Source organism: Neisseria montereyensis (assembly GCF_024834045.1).
GTDB classification, from domain to species: Bacteria; Pseudomonadota; Gammaproteobacteria; order Burkholderiales; family Neisseriaceae; genus Neisseria; species Neisseria montereyensis.
This window is the reverse complement of sequence record NZ_JANUXW010000015.1, coordinates 1-18,001: the sequence shown is the minus strand read 5'-3', so window position 1 is coordinate 18,001 and position 18,001 is coordinate 1. Positions and strand designations below refer to the sequence as shown.

Annotated in this window: 4 protein-coding genes; 3 read left to right on the top strand and 1 reads right to left on the bottom strand. The window is 47.4% G+C overall.

Annotated elements, in window-relative coordinates:
• Positions 1 to 221: 221 nt before the first annotated feature.
• The 3 genes from NXS09_RS10565 to dnaE all read left to right on the top strand — a co-directional run bounded on the left by NXS09_RS10565 (position 222) and on the right by dnaE (position 11,828).
• Positions 222 to 4,940, top strand: coding sequence for a beta strand repeat-containing protein (locus tag NXS09_RS10565; RefSeq protein ID WP_259292481.1), 4,719 nt, complete (start codon positions 222 to 224; stop codon positions 4,938 to 4,940).
• Positions 4,941 to 5,278: 338 nt separating this feature from the next.
• Entirely contained in the window at positions 5,279 to 8,287 is a 3,009-nt protein-coding gene (locus tag NXS09_RS10560; RefSeq protein ID WP_259292480.1) for a calcium-binding protein, read from the top strand.
• A gap of 106 nt (positions 8,288 to 8,393) precedes the next feature.
• Positions 8,394 to 11,828, top strand: coding sequence for a DNA polymerase III subunit alpha (dnaE, locus tag NXS09_RS10555; RefSeq protein ID WP_259292479.1), 3,435 nt, complete (start codon positions 8,394 to 8,396; stop codon positions 11,826 to 11,828).
• Between the two features lie 84 nt (positions 11,829 to 11,912).
• Here the strand turns inward: dnaE and NXS09_RS10550 are convergent.
• A partial coding sequence (locus NXS09_RS10550) for an Ig-like domain-containing protein (protein WP_259292478.1) occupies positions 11,913 to 18,001 on the bottom strand: 6,089 nt, incomplete at its 5' end.

Genomic DNA, 18,001 nt, shown 5'->3' with positions numbered 1-18,001 from the left:
AAAAATATTTAATACTCATTTGATAATAGATATCAAAAAGATATTTTATTAAAAATTAATTTATCATTTTCAATAACTTACAATAAATAAACTTAAATATTTTTTACAGTGGAACTTTAACACTAATTAATTCATAACTTATAACATTACAAATAGGGAATATTACAAACATGATGATTGTGATATTGCCTAATATACAACATGATAAAAGGAGATTAAAAATGGCTAATGATGTGATTCAAGGTACGAATGGTAACGATACCCTCTATGGCGGCAATGGCAATGATTCAATCTATGGTTTAAATGGTAATGATTTAATCTATGGCCGGAACGGTAATGACTCGCTATATGGCGGTGAAGGCAATGACACGCTCAACGGTGAAAACGGCAACGATTCACTATATGGTGAAAACGGTCGCGATACACTTTACGGCGGCAGCGGTAACGACTCGCTATATGGCGGCAACGATAGCGATACATTATATGGCGGAGACAACAACGACTGGTTATATGGTGGTAGCGGCAATGATACGCTCAATGGCGGCAGCGGTAACGATGTGATGCGCGGCCAAGCCGGAAGCGATACCTATTATGTCGACAGCAGCGGCGATTCCATTATCGAAGCGGCTAATGAAGGCACCGACACCGTATACAGCAGTGTGAACTATACCGCTCCGCAAAACGTGGAAAACCTAACATTAACCGGCAATGCGACGAACGGCTACGGTAATGACAGCAATAATATTATCCGAGGCAACAGCAACAACAACTACTTATCCGGTGGCAATGGTAACGATACCATTTATGGGTTGAACGGTAATGATTCGCTCAGCGGCGGTAATGGCCATGACCGGCTTGAAGGCGGTAATGGTAACGACCGGTTATACGGCGGTAGCGGTAACGATACACTCGACGGCGGCAGCGGTAATGACGCTATGCGCGGTCAGGATGGAAACGACACCTATTATGTCGACAGCAGCGGCGATTCCGTTATCGAAGCGGCCAACCAAGGTACCGATACCGTATACAGCAGTATCAGCTACACCACTCCGCAAAACGTGGAAAACCTGACATTGACCGGCAGCGCCCGTATTAACGGCTATGGTAATGACAGCAACAACGTTATCCAAGGCAACGGCAACGACAACACTTTATCCGGCGGCAACGGTAACGATACCCTTTACGGTTGGAACGGTAATGATTCGCTCTATGGCGGTAATGGTACCGATTGGTTATACGGCGGCAACGGTAACGATTCGCTCAATGGCGGCAGCGGTAACGATGTGATGCGCGGTCAGGATGGAAACGACACCTATTATGTCGACAGCAGCGGCGATTCCGTTATCGAAGCGGCTAATCAAGGTACCGATACCGTATACAGCAGTATCAACTACACCACCCCGCAAAACGTGGAAAACCTGACATTAACCGGCAATGCCCTATACGGTTATGGCAATGGCGCCAATAACATTATCCAGGGTAATAGCAACAACAACTTTTTATCCGGCCTCAATGGTAACGATACCATTTACGGTTGGAACGGTAATGATACGCTTTATGGCGGCAATGGTAATGACTGGTTATACGGCGGCAACGGTAATGATTTGCTTGACGGTGGCAGCGGTAATGACGTTATGCGCGGTCAGGATGGAAACGACACCTATTATGTCGACAGCAGCGGCGACTCCGTTGTCGAAGCGGCTAATCAAGGTACCGATACCGTATACAGCAGTATCAGCTACACCGCGCCGCAAAACGTAGAAAATCTGCTACTGACCGGCAGTGCCCGTATTAATGGTTATGGCAATAACGCCAACAATGTTATCTGGGGCAACAGCAATGATAACTACTTATACGGCCGTGATGGCAACGATACCATTTATGGCGATACGGGTAACGATACGCTTTATGGCGACAACGGCAACGACTCGCTCGATGGCGGCATAGGTAACGACCGGTTATACGGCGGTAACGGAAACGATACACTTACTGGCGGCAGCGGTAACGATACACTCGACGGCGGCAGCGGTAATGACGTTATGCGCGGTCAGGATGGAAACGACACCTATTATGTCGACAGCAGCGGCGATTCCGTTATCGAAGCGGCTAATCAAGGTACCGATACCGTATACAGCAGTATCAACTACACCACCCCGCAAAATGTGGAAAACCTGACATTAACCGGCAATGCCCTATACGGTTATGGCAATGGCGCCAATAACATTATCCAGGGTAATAGCAACAACAACTTTTTATCCGGCCTCAATGGTAACGATACCATTTACGGTTGGAACGGTAATGATACGCTTTATGGCGGCAATGGTAATGACTGGTTATACGGCGGCAACGGTAATGATTTGCTTGACGGTGGCAGCGGTAATGACGTTATGCGCGGTCAGGATGGAAACGACACCTATTATGTCGACAGCAGCGGCGACTCCGTTGTCGAAGCGGCTAATCAAGGTACCGATACCGTATACAGCAGTATCAGCTACACCGCGCCGCAAAACGTAGAAAATCTGCTACTGACCGGCAGTGCCCGTATTAATGGTTATGGCAATAACGCCAACAATGTTATCTGGGGCAACAGCAATGATAACTACTTATACGGCCGTGATGGCAACGATACCATTTATGGCGATACGGGTAACGATACGCTTTATGGCGACAACGGCAACGACTCGCTCGATGGCGGCATAGGTAACGACCGGTTATACGGCGGTAACGGAAACGATACACTTACTGGCGGCAGCGGTAACGATACACTCGACGGCGGCAGCGGTAATGACGTTATGCGCGGTCAGGATGGAAACGACACCTATTATGTCGACAGCAGCGGCGATTCCGTTATCGAAGCGGCTAATCAAGGTACCGATACCGTATACAGCAGTATCAACTACACCACCCCGCAAAATGTGGAAAACCTGACATTAACCGGCAATGCCCTATACGGCTATGGCAATGACGCCAATAATGTTATCTGGGGCAACAGAAATGATAACTACTTATACGGCCGTGATGGCAACGATACCATTTATGGCGATGGGGGTAACGATACGCTTTATGGCGACAACGGTAACGATTCGCTCAATGGCGGCAGCGGTAACGACCGGTTATACGGCGGTAACGGTAACGATACACTTAATGGCGGCAGCGGTAACGATACACTCGATGGCGGCAGCGGTAACGATGTGATGCGCGGTCAAAATGGAAACGACACCTATTATGTCGACAGCAGCGGCGATTCCGTTATCGAAGCGGCTAACGAAGGTACCGATACCGTATACAGCAGTATCAGCTACACCACTCCGCAAAACGTGGAAAACCTGACATTGACCGGCAGCGCCCGTATTAACGGCTATGGTAATGACAGCAACAACGTTATCCAAGGCAACGGCAACGACAACACTTTATCCGGCGGCAACGGTAACGATACCCTTTACGGTTGGAACGGTAATGATTCGCTCTATGGCGGTAATGGTACCGATTGGTTATACGGCGGCAACGGTAACGATTCGCTCAATGGCGGCAGCGGTAACGATGTGATGCGCGGTCAAGACGGAAACGATACCTATTATGTCGACAGCAGCGGTGACTCCGTTGTCGAAGCAGCTAATCAAGGTACCGATACCGTATACAGCAGTATCAGCTACACTGCTCCACAAAACGTGGAAAACCTGACATTGACCGGCAGCGCCCGTATTAACGGCTATGGTAATGACAGCAACAACGTTATCCAAGGCAACGGCAATGACAACTACTTATACGGCCGTGATGGCAACGATACCCTTTACGGTTGGAACGGTAACGATTCGCTCTATGGTGGTAATGGCAATGACTCGCTGTATGGTGGCAATGGCAATGACTTGCTATATGGTAACGCCGGCAATGATTCGCTCTATGGTGATAGCGGTAACGATTCACTCTATGGCGGTGACGGTCATGACTCGCTATATGGCGGTGTCGGTAACGATCGACTCGATGGCGGCAGCAGTAATGACGTTATGCGCGGCCAAGGCGGAAACGATACCTATTATGTCGACAACACCGGCGACTCCGTTATCGAAGCGGTTAACGAAGGCATTGATACCGTATACAGCAGTGTCAACTACACCACTCCGCAAAACGTGGAAAACTTGATATTAACCGGCAATGCTCTAAACGGCTACGGTAACGATGCCAATAACATTATCCAAGGTAACAGCAGCAGCAACTACTTATCCGGCGGCAATGGTAACGATGCCATTTACGGTTGGAACGGTAACGATTCGCTCTATGGCGGTAATGGTAATGACCGACTCTATGGCGGTAACGGTAACGATTCACTCTATGGCGGCAGCGGTAATGATGTACTCAACGGCGGCAATGGCAACGATAGGCTCTACGGCCAGGCCGGTGATGACACCTACTACTTCGGTCGCGGTTATGGAAGTGATTATATTCACGATACCCAAGGCCATAACTCACTCCATTTGAATGGTTTGAATACGTCGGATGTTAGCATTGAATCCCATAATAATTCTTGGACTATTCAAATTAACGGTACCACCGATAGCATTACGATTGACCATCAAACCTCAGGGGCTGATGCATCTATCGATAGCTTTGTGTTTAGCAACGGTACATTCAGTAATGCCCAACTCAACGGTATGATAGGTAGCACCAATATCTTGGGTGTTTCAGCCGAAAACAGCAATATGGTTGTTCACAGCCAAAACCTATCTGCCGACAAAGCTGAGAGCAGTGATATTTTAACAGCCTCAGGCGGCCTGCTTGAAAGCAGCAACGACGGTGTATTGGACAGCCAACTCAACGGCTTATTTTCCGAACCGCCGGTTGCCACCGGCAGCATCGGTGCCGCCGATACTGTAGCTTATGCGACAACCGAAGCGGTTACTTATGTGGACGATAATGTTCATAATAATGCCGCCGTTATCTAATCCTTAATCCGATAATGGCTTAGGCCGTCTGAAATCTTTCAGACGGCCTTTTTCTATTTCCATAACCTACCAAAGCAAAAGAATGCTTAAATTTAACGATTAAATGTATTAAAAAACATACAGATGCATCAAAAATAACTAATTATCAAAATGAAAATAAATTAAATTAAAAATATTTAATAAACATTTAATAATATATATCAAAAAGATAGCCTGTTAAAAATTAAATTATCATTTTCAATAACTTACAATAAATAAACTTAAATGTTTTTTACAGTAGAACTTTAACACTAATTAATTTATAACTTATAACATTACAAATAGGAAATATTACAACCATGATGATTGCAATATTACCTAACATACAACACGATAAAAGGAAATTGAAAATGGCTAATGATACTAATGTAACCCCTTTTGCAAATAGAACCGTTCTTCAAGGTACACCACAAAATGATAGGATTAGTGGCACCGATGGTAATGATACTATCTATGGATTAGATGGTAATGATTATCTTTATGGCTTAAATGGTGATGATTATCTTTATGGAGGAAATGGTAGAGATACACTATACGGCGGCGAGGGTAAAGATGTAATGTATGGTCAAGCAGGAAATGACTCTTATTATGTTGATAATCCCGGTGATCTTGTTATAGAAGCTAAAGATGAGGGTACCGACTCTATTTATAGTAGTGTCAGTTATAGCGCTCCCTCAAATATTGAATTCCTAACACTGACTGGTAACGACCCGATAGATGGGCGAGTTAACAATACCAGTCACTCATATTTAGCCGGCAATAATAACGATAACAGACTATATGGAGGTTATGGTATGAATTCAATACAAGGTCACGGGGGTAACGATATTATCTACGGCAATTTAAATGGTGACTCGATAGATGGGGGAACGGGTAACGATATTATCTACGGAAAAGGTGGACATGATTATCTTAGGGGAGGTGAAGGTAATGATTCTATCTACGCCGGAGATGATAATGATCACCTCTATGGTGGTAATGGCGATGATTTACTTTATGGCGAACATGGTGATGATTGGATCGAAGGGAATAGCGGCAATGATTTACTCTCCGGCGGAGATGGCAATGATAAGCTATATGGCGGAGATGATAACGATAAACTCTATGGCAGCAATGGTAATGATTCATTAAACGGTGGCAATGGTAATGATAAGCTATATGGACAAAACGGCGATGATTTACTATACGGAGGTTATGGCAATGATGTTCTCAATGGAGGTTCGGGTAAAGATGTAATGCACGGACAGGCAGGTAACGATACTTACTATGTTGATAATATTGGGGATACCGTTATTGAAGCTTATGAAGAAGGTAATGATACTATTTATAGTGATGTAAGCTATACGATGCCACGCAACGTTGAAAACCTAACCCTTGGCGGAAAGGATCGTATAAACGGCTATGGCAATGACAGCAATAACTTAATGATTGGAAACAATAATAATAACGTTCTCAACGGTGGTGACGGCAATGACACCATCTATGGAAAAGACGGCAATGACTCACTCAATGGTAATAGTGGTAACGATACAATCTATGGAGGTAATGGTAACGATCATATTAATGGAGGATTTGGCCAAGACGTAATGTACGGCCAATCAGGAAATGATGTTTACTATGTAGACAACATGGGTGATCTCGTTATTGAAGCCAGTAATGAGGGATACGACACCATTTACAGCAATTCAAGCTATACCCTTCCCCAAAACGTTGAGTATTTATATCTACTTGGCAGCTCTCGTATCAATGGATATGGAAACAATGCCAATAACGTACTTTCAGGAAATAGTAATAGTAACTATTTGAATGGCGGATATGGTAACGATGTCATCTATGGTAATAGCGGGGAAGATATTCTCGATGGTGGAGAGGGTAGTGATAGACTCCACGGCGGCAATAATGATGATGTTCTCTATGGTAATAATGGAAACGATAGACTCTATGGAGAGGGTGGCAATGATTCTCTCAATGGCGGTGAAGGTAATGATTTCCTCTATGGCGGCGATGGCGATGACTCACTTTATGGCTTCAATGGCAATGACACGCTGCTTGGCAATAATGGCAATGACAAACTCTATGGAGGAGATGGTAGTGACTTTATATCCGGTGGTATTGGCAACGATACACTAGACGGTGGCATTGGCAACGATACATTAAACGGTAATGACGGTAATGATTCGCTCAATGGTGGACAAGGGGATGACTTTATATCCGGCGGCGCCGGGAACGACATACTAGACGGCGGTTTAGACAATGACCGCCTCTACGGGGATGACGGTAACGATGTACTCCGTGGAAATAATGGAAACGATAGTCTCTACGGCGGAAAAGGTGACGATATCCTTTATGGCAATGATGGTAATGATTACCTTAATGGGGGTAGCGGCGCAGATACATTACGCGGAGGAGCGGGTAAAGACGTAATGCGGGGCCAGGAAGGAAATGATACATATTATGTTGATAATACTGGCGACACTGTTATAGAAGCCTATAACGAAGGTATCGATACTATTTACAGTAATATCAGTTATACGGCCCCTGCAAATATTGAAAGACTATATTTAACAGGTAACAATCCTCTTAATGGGCACGGTAACAGCAGTGATAATATGTTGGTGGGTAACAGCAATGATAACCTTCTCTATGGTGGGGATGGTAACGATATATTCTTCGGTAATGGTGGTAATGATCGGTTTATGGGCGAAGGCGGTGATGATGTTTATCATTTCGTACAAAACTACGGAACGAGTCTCATCGTAGACCACCAAGGAAACAATACATTGATATTCAAAGATTTAAGTGTGAACGATATACACATATTTGTGGAAGACCGTTCTGACAACTTACAAAATTGGAAGATTTATACAGAAGACCATAATCGTGCAATATTAACTTCATTATATATTGACAACCAAACAGCGGGACCGGATACGGCTATTACTAAGTTTGTATTTGAAGACGGTACCTTTAGCAATGCAGAACTTGTTAAGGTTAACGGAATAATAAGCAATTTCGGCGGTTACGGTTATATTCATATAATTGGAGATCAGGCTGAAAACAACAATATGGTTGCTCACAGCCAAAACCTATCTGCCCACAAAGCCGAAAGCAGTGATATTTTAATGGCCTCAGGCAGTTTGCTTGAAAGCGGCAACGACGGCATATTAGACAGCCAACTCAACGGCTTATTTTCCGAACCGCGGGTTGCCTCCAGCAGCATCGGCGCCGCCGACAACGTGACTTATGCGACCACCGAAGCGGTTACTTATGTGGACGATTATGTTCATAATAATGCCGCCATTATCTAATCTTTAATCCGATAATGGCTTAGGCCGTCTGAAATCTTTCAGACGGCCTTTATCTTTTGCAAACCCTGTTACAATACGCTTTTATTTTCTCTAGCATGTAGCTACCATGACCGACCCGATTTATATCCCCCTGCGCCTGCATACCGAATTTTCGATTACCGACGGTACGGTGCGCATCAAAGATGCCGTTAAAAAAGCCGTTTCAGACGGCCTGCCTGCTTTGGGTATCAGCGATTTAATGAATATGTTCGGTCTGGTCAAGTTTTATAAAGCGTGTCGCAGTGCCGGCATCAAACCGGTGGCTGCGGCCGACGTATGGATTGAAAATCCCGATGCGCCCGACAAACCATTCCGTGCCATGTTGGTGGTGAAAAACGATGCCGGATACCTGCGCTTGAGCGAGTTGCTAACGGCGGCCTATGTCGGAAAAGACCGCAATACCGACCATGCCGAACTGCGTCAAAACTGGCTTGAAACGGGCGACAACAGCGGCTTAATCTGCTTATCCGGCGCACACTACGGCGAAGTCGGCGTCAACCTGATCAACGGCCATCCCGATGCCGCCAAAGCTGCTGCCCAAAAATATGCGGCATGGTTTCCGAATGCTTTTTATCTGGAACTGCAACGCCTGCCCGAACGGCCGCAATGGGAAACTTCGGTTTCCGGCAGTGTCGAGATTGCCGCCGAGTTGGATTTGCCGGTGGTCGCTACCCATCCGACCCAATTTTTAAACCGTGACGACTTTCAGGCACACGAAGCGCGGGTATGTATTGCCGGCGGTTGGGTACTGGCCGATAAAAAACGCCCACACGAATTTACCCCCGGCCAATTTTTTATTTCCCCCGAAGTGATGGCGGAACGTTTCGCCGATTTGCCCGAAGCCCTGCAAAACTCGGTGGAAATCGCCAAACGCTGTAATCTGACCATTACTTTAGGTAAAAACTTCCTGCCTTTATTCCCGACGCCCGACGGCTTGTCGCTCGATGATTATCTGACGCAACTGGCCAACGAAGGTTTGCAGGAACGCATGATCCAACTTTATCCCGACGAAGCCGAACGTAAACAAAAAATGCCCGAATATCAGACACGTTTGGATTTCGAGCTGGGCATTATTATTCAAATGGGTTTCCCCGGTTATTTCCTAATCGTACAAGACTTTATCAACTGGGCCAAAAACAACGGCTGCCCCGTCGGCCCGGGGCGCGGTTCCGGTGCCGGTTCATTGGTCGCTTATTCACTCAAAATTACCGACCTCGACCCGTTGAAATACGCCTTGCTGTTCGAACGTTTCTTAAACCCCGAACGCGTTTCCATGCCCGACTTCGATATCGATTTCTGCCAAAGCAACCGTGGCCGTGTGATTGAATATGTACGCGGAAAATACGGCGCCGATGCGGTTAGCCAGATTGTGACTTTCGGCACCATGTCGTCCAAAGCCGTTATCCGCGATGTCGGCCGCGTATTGGAGCTGCCGTTCGGCTTGTGCGACCGCCTGTCGAAACTGATTCCGCTGGAAGCCAACCGCCCTGTCAGCTTAGACAAAGCGATGGAAATGGAACCGGAAATCAAGCAATTGATTGATGACGAAGACGCCGGCGAATTGATTGAATTGGCCAAAAAACTTGAAGACCTGACCCGTGGTTTGGGCATGCACGCGGGCGGCGTATTGATTGCCCCCGGCAAAATTTCGGATTTCAGCCCTGTTTATCAGGCCGATGAATCCGCTTCGCCCGTATCGATGTATGACAAAGGCGATGTGGAAGACGTGGGGCTGGTGAAGTTCGACTTTTTGGGCTTGCGCAACCTTACCATTATCGAAATGGCGCAAAACTTTATCAAACAAACCACCGGCGAAACGGTTGATGTCGGCAAAATCCCCTTAGACGACCCCGCCGCCTATCAAATCTTTTCCACCGCCAACACCACCGCCGTTTTCCAGTTTGAATCGACCGGCATGAAAAAAATGCTGCAAAAGGCCAAACCCACCAAGTTTGAAGAGATTATCGCCTTTGTGTCGCTCTACCGCCCCGGCCCGATGGATCTGATTCCCGACTTTATCGACCGCATGCACGGCGCTAAATTCGAATACCTGCACCCGCTTTTGAGCGAAGTGTTGGCGCCGACCTACGGCATTATGGTTTATCAGGAACAAGTGATGCAGTCGGCGCAAGTTGTCGGCGGCTACTCACTCGGCGGCGCCGACTTATTACGCCGTGCCATGGGTAAGAAAAAACCCGAAGAAATGGCCAAACACCGTGAGATTTTTGCCGAAGGCGCCCAGAAGCAAGGCATTCCCAAAGCCAAAGCCGATGAAATTTTCGACTATATGGAAAAATTTGCCGGCTACGGCTTCAATAAATCACATGCCGCCGCCTATTCGCTGGTTGCCTATCAAACCGCATGGCTCAAAGCGCACTACCCCGCCGAATTTATGGCTGCCACCATGTCGTCCGAGCTGGATAATACCGACCAGCTCAAGCATTTCTACGATGACGCCCGCGCCAACGGCATTACCTTTTTAGCGCCCGATATAAATGAATCCGACTACCTATTCACCCCCGACAACCAACGCCGCATCCGCTATGCGCTCGGCGCGGTAAAAGGCGTGGGCGAAGGTGCGGTAGAAGCCATTGTCGAAGCCCGCAATACCGGCGGCGCATTTAAAGACTTGCTCGATTTCTGCGAACGGGTTGACAGAGGCCATCTGAACAAGCGCACCGTCGAATCGTTGGTACGCGCCGGCGCATTCGACACCCTCAACCCCAACCGCGCCATGCTGTTGGCCAATATTGATCTGGCCATCCACAATGCCGAACAAAAAACCGCCAACGCCAATCAGGGCGGATTGTTTGATTTTATCGAAGATGCCATCGAGCCGGTTCAAATGGAAGCCGTGCCCGAATGGAGCGAATCGGAAAAACTGGCCGAAGAAAAACAAGTATTGGGTTTCTACTTTTCCGGCCATCCTTTCGGCCCTTATGCCAAAGAAGTCCGCCAAATCGCCCCGACCCGTTTAAGCCGTCTGAAACCGCAAGACAATGTGCGGGTCGCCGGCTTTGCCACCGCCATACGCACCATGATGGGCAAGCGCGGCAAAATCGCTTTTGCCACCCTTGAAGACCAAAACGGCCAAGTCGAAGTGATGATCAGCGGCCATGTATTGGAAGAAAGCGCAGGCCGTCTGAAAGCCGATCAAGTGCTGATTATGGAATGTAAAGTCAGCCGCGACGATTACAACGGCGGCGATGCCTTACGCATTATGGCCAATCAGGTAATGACCCTGCAATCCGCCCGTGAGCGCTACGCCCGCAGCCTAAGCCTAAACTTAGGCCCCGACCATGATATCGCACAACTGGCGGCACTACTCACCGAACACCACCTGCCCGATACCGGCCACATACCGATACGGCTGTCTTACAGCAATCATGCTGCCAGCGGCGATTTAAAAATTCCGCCGAAATGGACGGTAACCCCGAGCGCGGCATTGTTCGACAGCTTGGAAACCTTACTCGGCGGCCGTTCCGTGCGGGTGAATTGGTAGCCGCAACCCACATCAATAAATGTCATAACACATGATAAAAAAGCCGTCTGAAAAGTTTCAGACGGCTTTTTAGATTGAAAAGACTTAAACCACAATAAAGCTTTGCTGATCTATCTGCAAATCTTTATCCAGCGTGGCAAATTGAATGGCATCGCCAGCGCCGCGACCGTCACGATCATAAGTCAGATGACCGGTATCGGCATGGTATTGCACATATTGATCCCATTCGGCCATCGTATTTCCGCTCAAGGCATCGAAGATTGAGGATTGTAATTCAATCTTATCCTGCCCTACGGTGAAATCGGTAATGATATCGACACTGCCGTCTAAAACGCTATCGAATACAAACGTATCGCGCCCTGCACCACCGGTTAAAGTATCGCTACCCGCACCGCCGATAATACGGTCGTCACCGGCCATACCGTTCAAAATATTATCCAAGCCGTTGCCTGTAATCATATTGTTTTCGGCATTACCGATACCGTTAATCGCCGTGGTGCCAATCAGGGTTAAATCTTCCACATGGTCGGTTAAGGTGTAGTTGATATTGCTGTATACATGATCATGGCCTTGGCCGGCCAATTCAATCACTCTATCGCCAATATTATCAACCATATACATATCATCACCGATACCGCCGCTCAAAGTATCCGCACCTTTACCGCCATCAAGATAATCGTCGCCTGCGCCGCCGTCTATGATGTCGTTACCCGCGCCGCCGTCGATATTATTGCCGGCTTTATTTCCGGCCAGATAGTCGTTATGTTCAGAGCCAATCAGGTTTTCAATCTGCGTGCCATACCCGATAAAGGCTTGTCCTTCGGTATAGGTGTTTAGGGATACTTTATCACCACGATACCCGCTTAAAGAAACGGATTGGTCTAAGTGGAAATAATCATGCATATCGTAGCTCGCAATACTCTTCACACTAAACAGTTTTTCAAGGGTATCGCCGACATAAATCCAAGAGCCCGGCGTTAGGTTTACATGCACGCCTTGCGCTTCATGCGAGGCGTCGAAGGTGTCAATGCCCCCTGCATCCCAAATATAGCGGTCGCTATCCTGACTATATACATTGTAGTTTTTAAACGTATACACATCGTTGCCCACACGCACATTGCGGTTCGGGCCGAAAGCGTATTGCATATAAGCCAAATCATAGGTACGCAATTGGCCTAAACTTAAAAACAGGTTGTTGTTGGCATAGGCTTTATACGACATGCTGGAAAACTCAAAGGTTTCTTCTTTGGCATAATCGCCGGTAAAGCCTATCGAAGTGTGTTTCATATTAAACGTATGAGTCACTTCATGCATCACCACATAATTCAGGAAATCTTTACTCCATCCTAAATAGTTGTAGCGGCTGTTCCAAGCAATCAAACCGCTGTTATAGGCAATGGCCGAAGAACCTTCAAAACCGCTTTCCAAATTGCCCATAAAGAATTTGGTATTCGCTTCCGCCGCCGTATCCACTTCGACAAATTCGATATTGGCAATGGCACTGATTTGTTTATAGGCATTGCGCACAATATCCTGCATTTCAGAGGGATAGGTAATCATCGAACCACGGTCGATATAGCGGTTATAGTTTTCCGGCAGTTGGGCGATTTCGTCCAAAGTCATAAAGTGGTATTTGATAACGGCCGGCCCGTCTTGCTTACCGCCGAAAGGAATCCCATAGCTTCCGCCACGCAATGCCCCTGTTTTATCAATAAAATAGGGGAAGTTATAGTTGTCGGCACTATGATCGGTTTGAATGCCGCTGGTAATACGGGAATGCAGGTTAACAAACTTGCTGTCGGTTTCCCGCATAGACGCATAATTTTCAATATCGCCCACCGTAATCGTTTGACCCGATTTATCGGTAGCATTCAATACCGCCCGAACATGATGTTCTTTCGCAGCCGCCATTTCGGCAGCCGAAACGGAAGCGGAAAAACTAAGATCATCCTCCACTTCAGCGGTATATACTTTGTCGCCGATTTCCAGATTCACGATATCGCCTGCTTTGGCAGAGCCGCTAACCACACCGCTGATATCGACTTGGTTTTCAACCGCACCCGATACTGTCTGACGCCCCTCCGCATCTGTCACAATATGCGGGCTATCGAACTTCACTTCTTTTATCTGTACCGGTTCATTACGCTCCATACGATGGATATAGTAAGCCGGCTGGCCGTTTTGCGATGATATGGCTACTTTTTGATACAACTGCGGATCGGCATCTACCTTAAACGACAACGGTTTACCCTCTAAAGATGCCCATTCGTCGGCGGGGATATCCAAGAAGAAACTACGGTCTGATTTCACACCGGCCTTATAGGTTTTTTCACCGATATCCACGGTAATTTGGCGTAAGCGCTCGCTGTTCATGCCATCGGCAAATGCACCATCCAATTCAATCACACCGTTCAGGCGGATATTGGCGACAGCCTGCCCCGTGCTGACATTAAAGTCGTCGCCAATCGCGGTAATATCGATTTTCGCTGCGCTTTCTGTGACAACCTCATAGCTGCGTGCGGTTTTGGCTTCGGCCGAATTTGCACCATGAGCATGAGCGGAAACGGTATAGCCGTCGGTATTTAAGAATTTCTCGGCAGCGATATCTGCTCTAAAACTTAAATCGTTCTGCACTTTAGCCTGAATGGTTTCACCATGAACAGTTAAATCCACCGTTTCCCCTGCTCTGGCATCTTTACCCGACACATGGCCTGAAACCGTTATCGCCTGTTTGGCTTCGGTCGGATTAATCACATCGTCTCCGGCAATCGGATTCAAGTGGATAGACATCCCGCCGCGCGTGACACGATAGTCAAGCGAAGTATGTGTAGAACTGCTGTTTCCGGCATCATCAACAGTGGTCATGGCCGCATGAATCACCGGTATGGCCGATCCGGTTAGTTTTTGAGCAGGTACGGAAATGCCGAATGCACCCGTTCTATCCGCTGTTGCTTGGTAGGTTTCATTGTTAATACTCAAAGTCACCTTATCGCCGGCTTTGAACTCGCCGCCGACCTTACCGGACACATTAATATTACCGTTGGCCGCATTCGCAATCACATTATTTGCATTGATATTGTTTAGGGTAATCACCGGCGCAGGGGCAAGCGTATCAACCTGATAGCCTTGATTAGCAGCAGCCTCAGCCGTATTGCCATATTGATCAGCCACCGTTACCGCCGCTTTTACATTCAGACGGCCTTCTTGAACGGCCAAATCGGTAGCCGGAAGCGTCAATACCCATTGATTACCGGATATGGCCGCCGTATGGTTTTGACCGTTAACGGTAACCACTACATTGGCTGAAGGCTCCGCCGTACTTGCCGAAACATCCAACGAACCTTCTATGCTAACCGTTTTAGATAAATCGGCAGCGCTAATCGGCTTACCACCGTTAATGCTGTCGATGGTAATTCGGGCAGTCGGCTCTTCGGTATGCAACGTATAGGATTGCGTACCTTCCGTGGCTTCACCATGGCGGTTGGCCGCATCTTTGAGTTCGCTGCGTGCGCTGATTTGCGTATTGGCTTTCAATACTTCCGTCGGCACTTGAACATGGAATGTAGAGCCCACAACCGAAGCGGCATAGTCTTGACCACCAATATTCACGGTTGCCGATACCACTTCATCGCCTTCGCCCAATCGGTTGACTTTGCCGCTGACCAATATGGTGCTTTGCTCGGATTCGGCACGGTTAATCACATTGTCGCCGGTAATGGCATCAAACACCACTTGGCCTTTCGGTGCCACTTTATCCACCAACAACACACGGGAAACAGAAACCCAACCGTTGCCCTGATTACCTGCTTCGTCAATACGCTGCACACTGGCGGAAACCGTGTATTTACCTTCGTCGACTTTTGGCGAAAAACGATCCGGCTCAATGGCAACGCTATAACGACCGTCTGCCTGAACCGTACCGGAGAACGTACCTCCGCCAATAGCGACTCTGACAATGCCGCCTTCTTTGCCGTCTCGAACCGTACCGGTAATATTTACAATATTGGATGGTGCCGTTTCCCGCTCATCCAATACGTTATCCCCGGTCACCGCATCTATGCTGATGGCCGTCCGGTTCACCAAATCAATATGATAGGATTGCGAAGCACGCAGTGTTTGCGCTTGGCCTTCATAAGTATGCGTAACAGCAGCATTTAAAGTACCCAATGCCTCTTGGGTTCCATCGTTAATACCGAAGAAATCTTTTTCAACGGTCACACTGAAACGGCCGTCTGAAACCGTTGCCTGAGCTTGGCTACTATTACCAATACTGAGCTGTACCACCGCGCCGTCTGCGATATTGCTGACACTACCGGACAAAACAAAGCTATTCGAATCGGCTTCCGCTTTACTGATAATATTGTCGACCGCTACCGGATCTAAAATAATTTCCGGCTCGGACGAGCCCACCTGATAAGTACGGCTGTTTTCCGCCTCGGCACTATTGCCCGCAGCATCGCTAACTTTAGCAATTACAGACACCTGATCAGCTGCTGCCAACACTTGGGAAGATACTTGTGCGGTATAGTTGTTGCCGTTCACCGTTGCCGTATGATTTTGGCCGTTCACATTAACCACAACCTCATCAACACGCTCATCTGCTGCCAAGCCCTCTACCGTACCGGAAACCGATTGCATAGATTGCGCCTGTTCGCCTTTTGAGAGCACATCATCGCCGGCAATCGGGTGAATAGAAACCGTTACTTCAGGCGCTTGCAAATCTTTGCTGTATTGTTGGCTGTCGGATACCGTAGCCGTATTACCGGCCTCATCCTGTGCCGTTACCGTCGCTTTTACTGAGTTATAACCTTCTTTACTCAGGCTATCACCTGCAACCTCAACCGAAAATTCACCATTTTGTACTTTCGCCAAAATGTCGGTCCACTTCACCGAACGGCAACTTGGGCAATTACATGAAATCACCACATCCGTGCCATCTGCTACATCGGTAACGGTGCCGCTGATGGTAACGTTGCCTTTAGACTCATTGATATTGAGTACATTGTCGCCGGCAATTTTATTCAAACTAATGGTCGGGTTATATTCGGTGCTGACACGATACACACGATCTGTTGAGGTTGACGCACTATTCCCGGCATTGTCTGAAGTGGTCAATGTAGCCGATACATTGCCGTGATTAACTAAGGTTTTAGTATCGACCTGAACGGAGAATTGACCGTTATGCACCGCTCCGCGATACACTGCTTCGCCCACTGTCAATAATACTTCGGCATTGTCTTGTACATGCTCGGCCGAACCGGTAATCACCGTTACCGCCGATTGCGACTCGACCAAATTAATAATATCGTCTTGCGCCACCGGATTTAACGTTACCACCGGCGTCTCAATTTCGGTATCTACCTCATAATGATGCTGTACAGTAGCCTGAGCTTGATTGCCTGCATTATCGGCCGTCTGAATGCTGACACCAATTTCACTTTGGCCGGTTAATACCGAACCATCAACGTTAGTTGCAAAGCTGCCATCGTTTTGAACAGTGGCTTGATAAGTATTTTCACCCACCGTTAAGGTCACTGCATCATCGGTTTGGGCGTTGGCTACCGTACCAGAAACTGTAATCGGACTTTGTGATTCTTTCGCATTAATCACATTATCGGCGGTAATCGGATTAACGGTAATACTTGGCGTCGCAATATCGGTATCAACTTGATAAGTATGTTGAGCCGTAGCTTGTGTTTGATTACCTACCTTATCGGCCGTCTGAACGCTGACATTGATTTCGCTTTGGTTCGCCAATACCGAACCCGGAACATCGGCTGAGAAACCACCGTTTTGAATGGTAGTGTTATAGGTTTTATCGCCAACCGTTAGGGTAACCGCATCACCCGTTTGCGCATTAGCAACCGTACCGGAAACCTCTATCTGACTTTGTGATTCTTTGGCATTAATTACATTGTCGGCCGTAATCGGATTAACGGTAATGCTTGGCGTAGCAATATCGATATCTACCTGATAAGCATGTTGAGAAGTAGCCTGAGTTTGATTACCCGCACTATCGGCCGTCTGAACGCTGACGCTGATTTCGCTTTGAGCGGCCAATACCGAACCATCAATATTGGCTGAGAATTCACCGTTTTGAACAGTCGTGTTATAGGTATTATTGCCCACCGTTAAGGTAACCGCATCACCGGTTTGGGCATTGGCTACCGTAC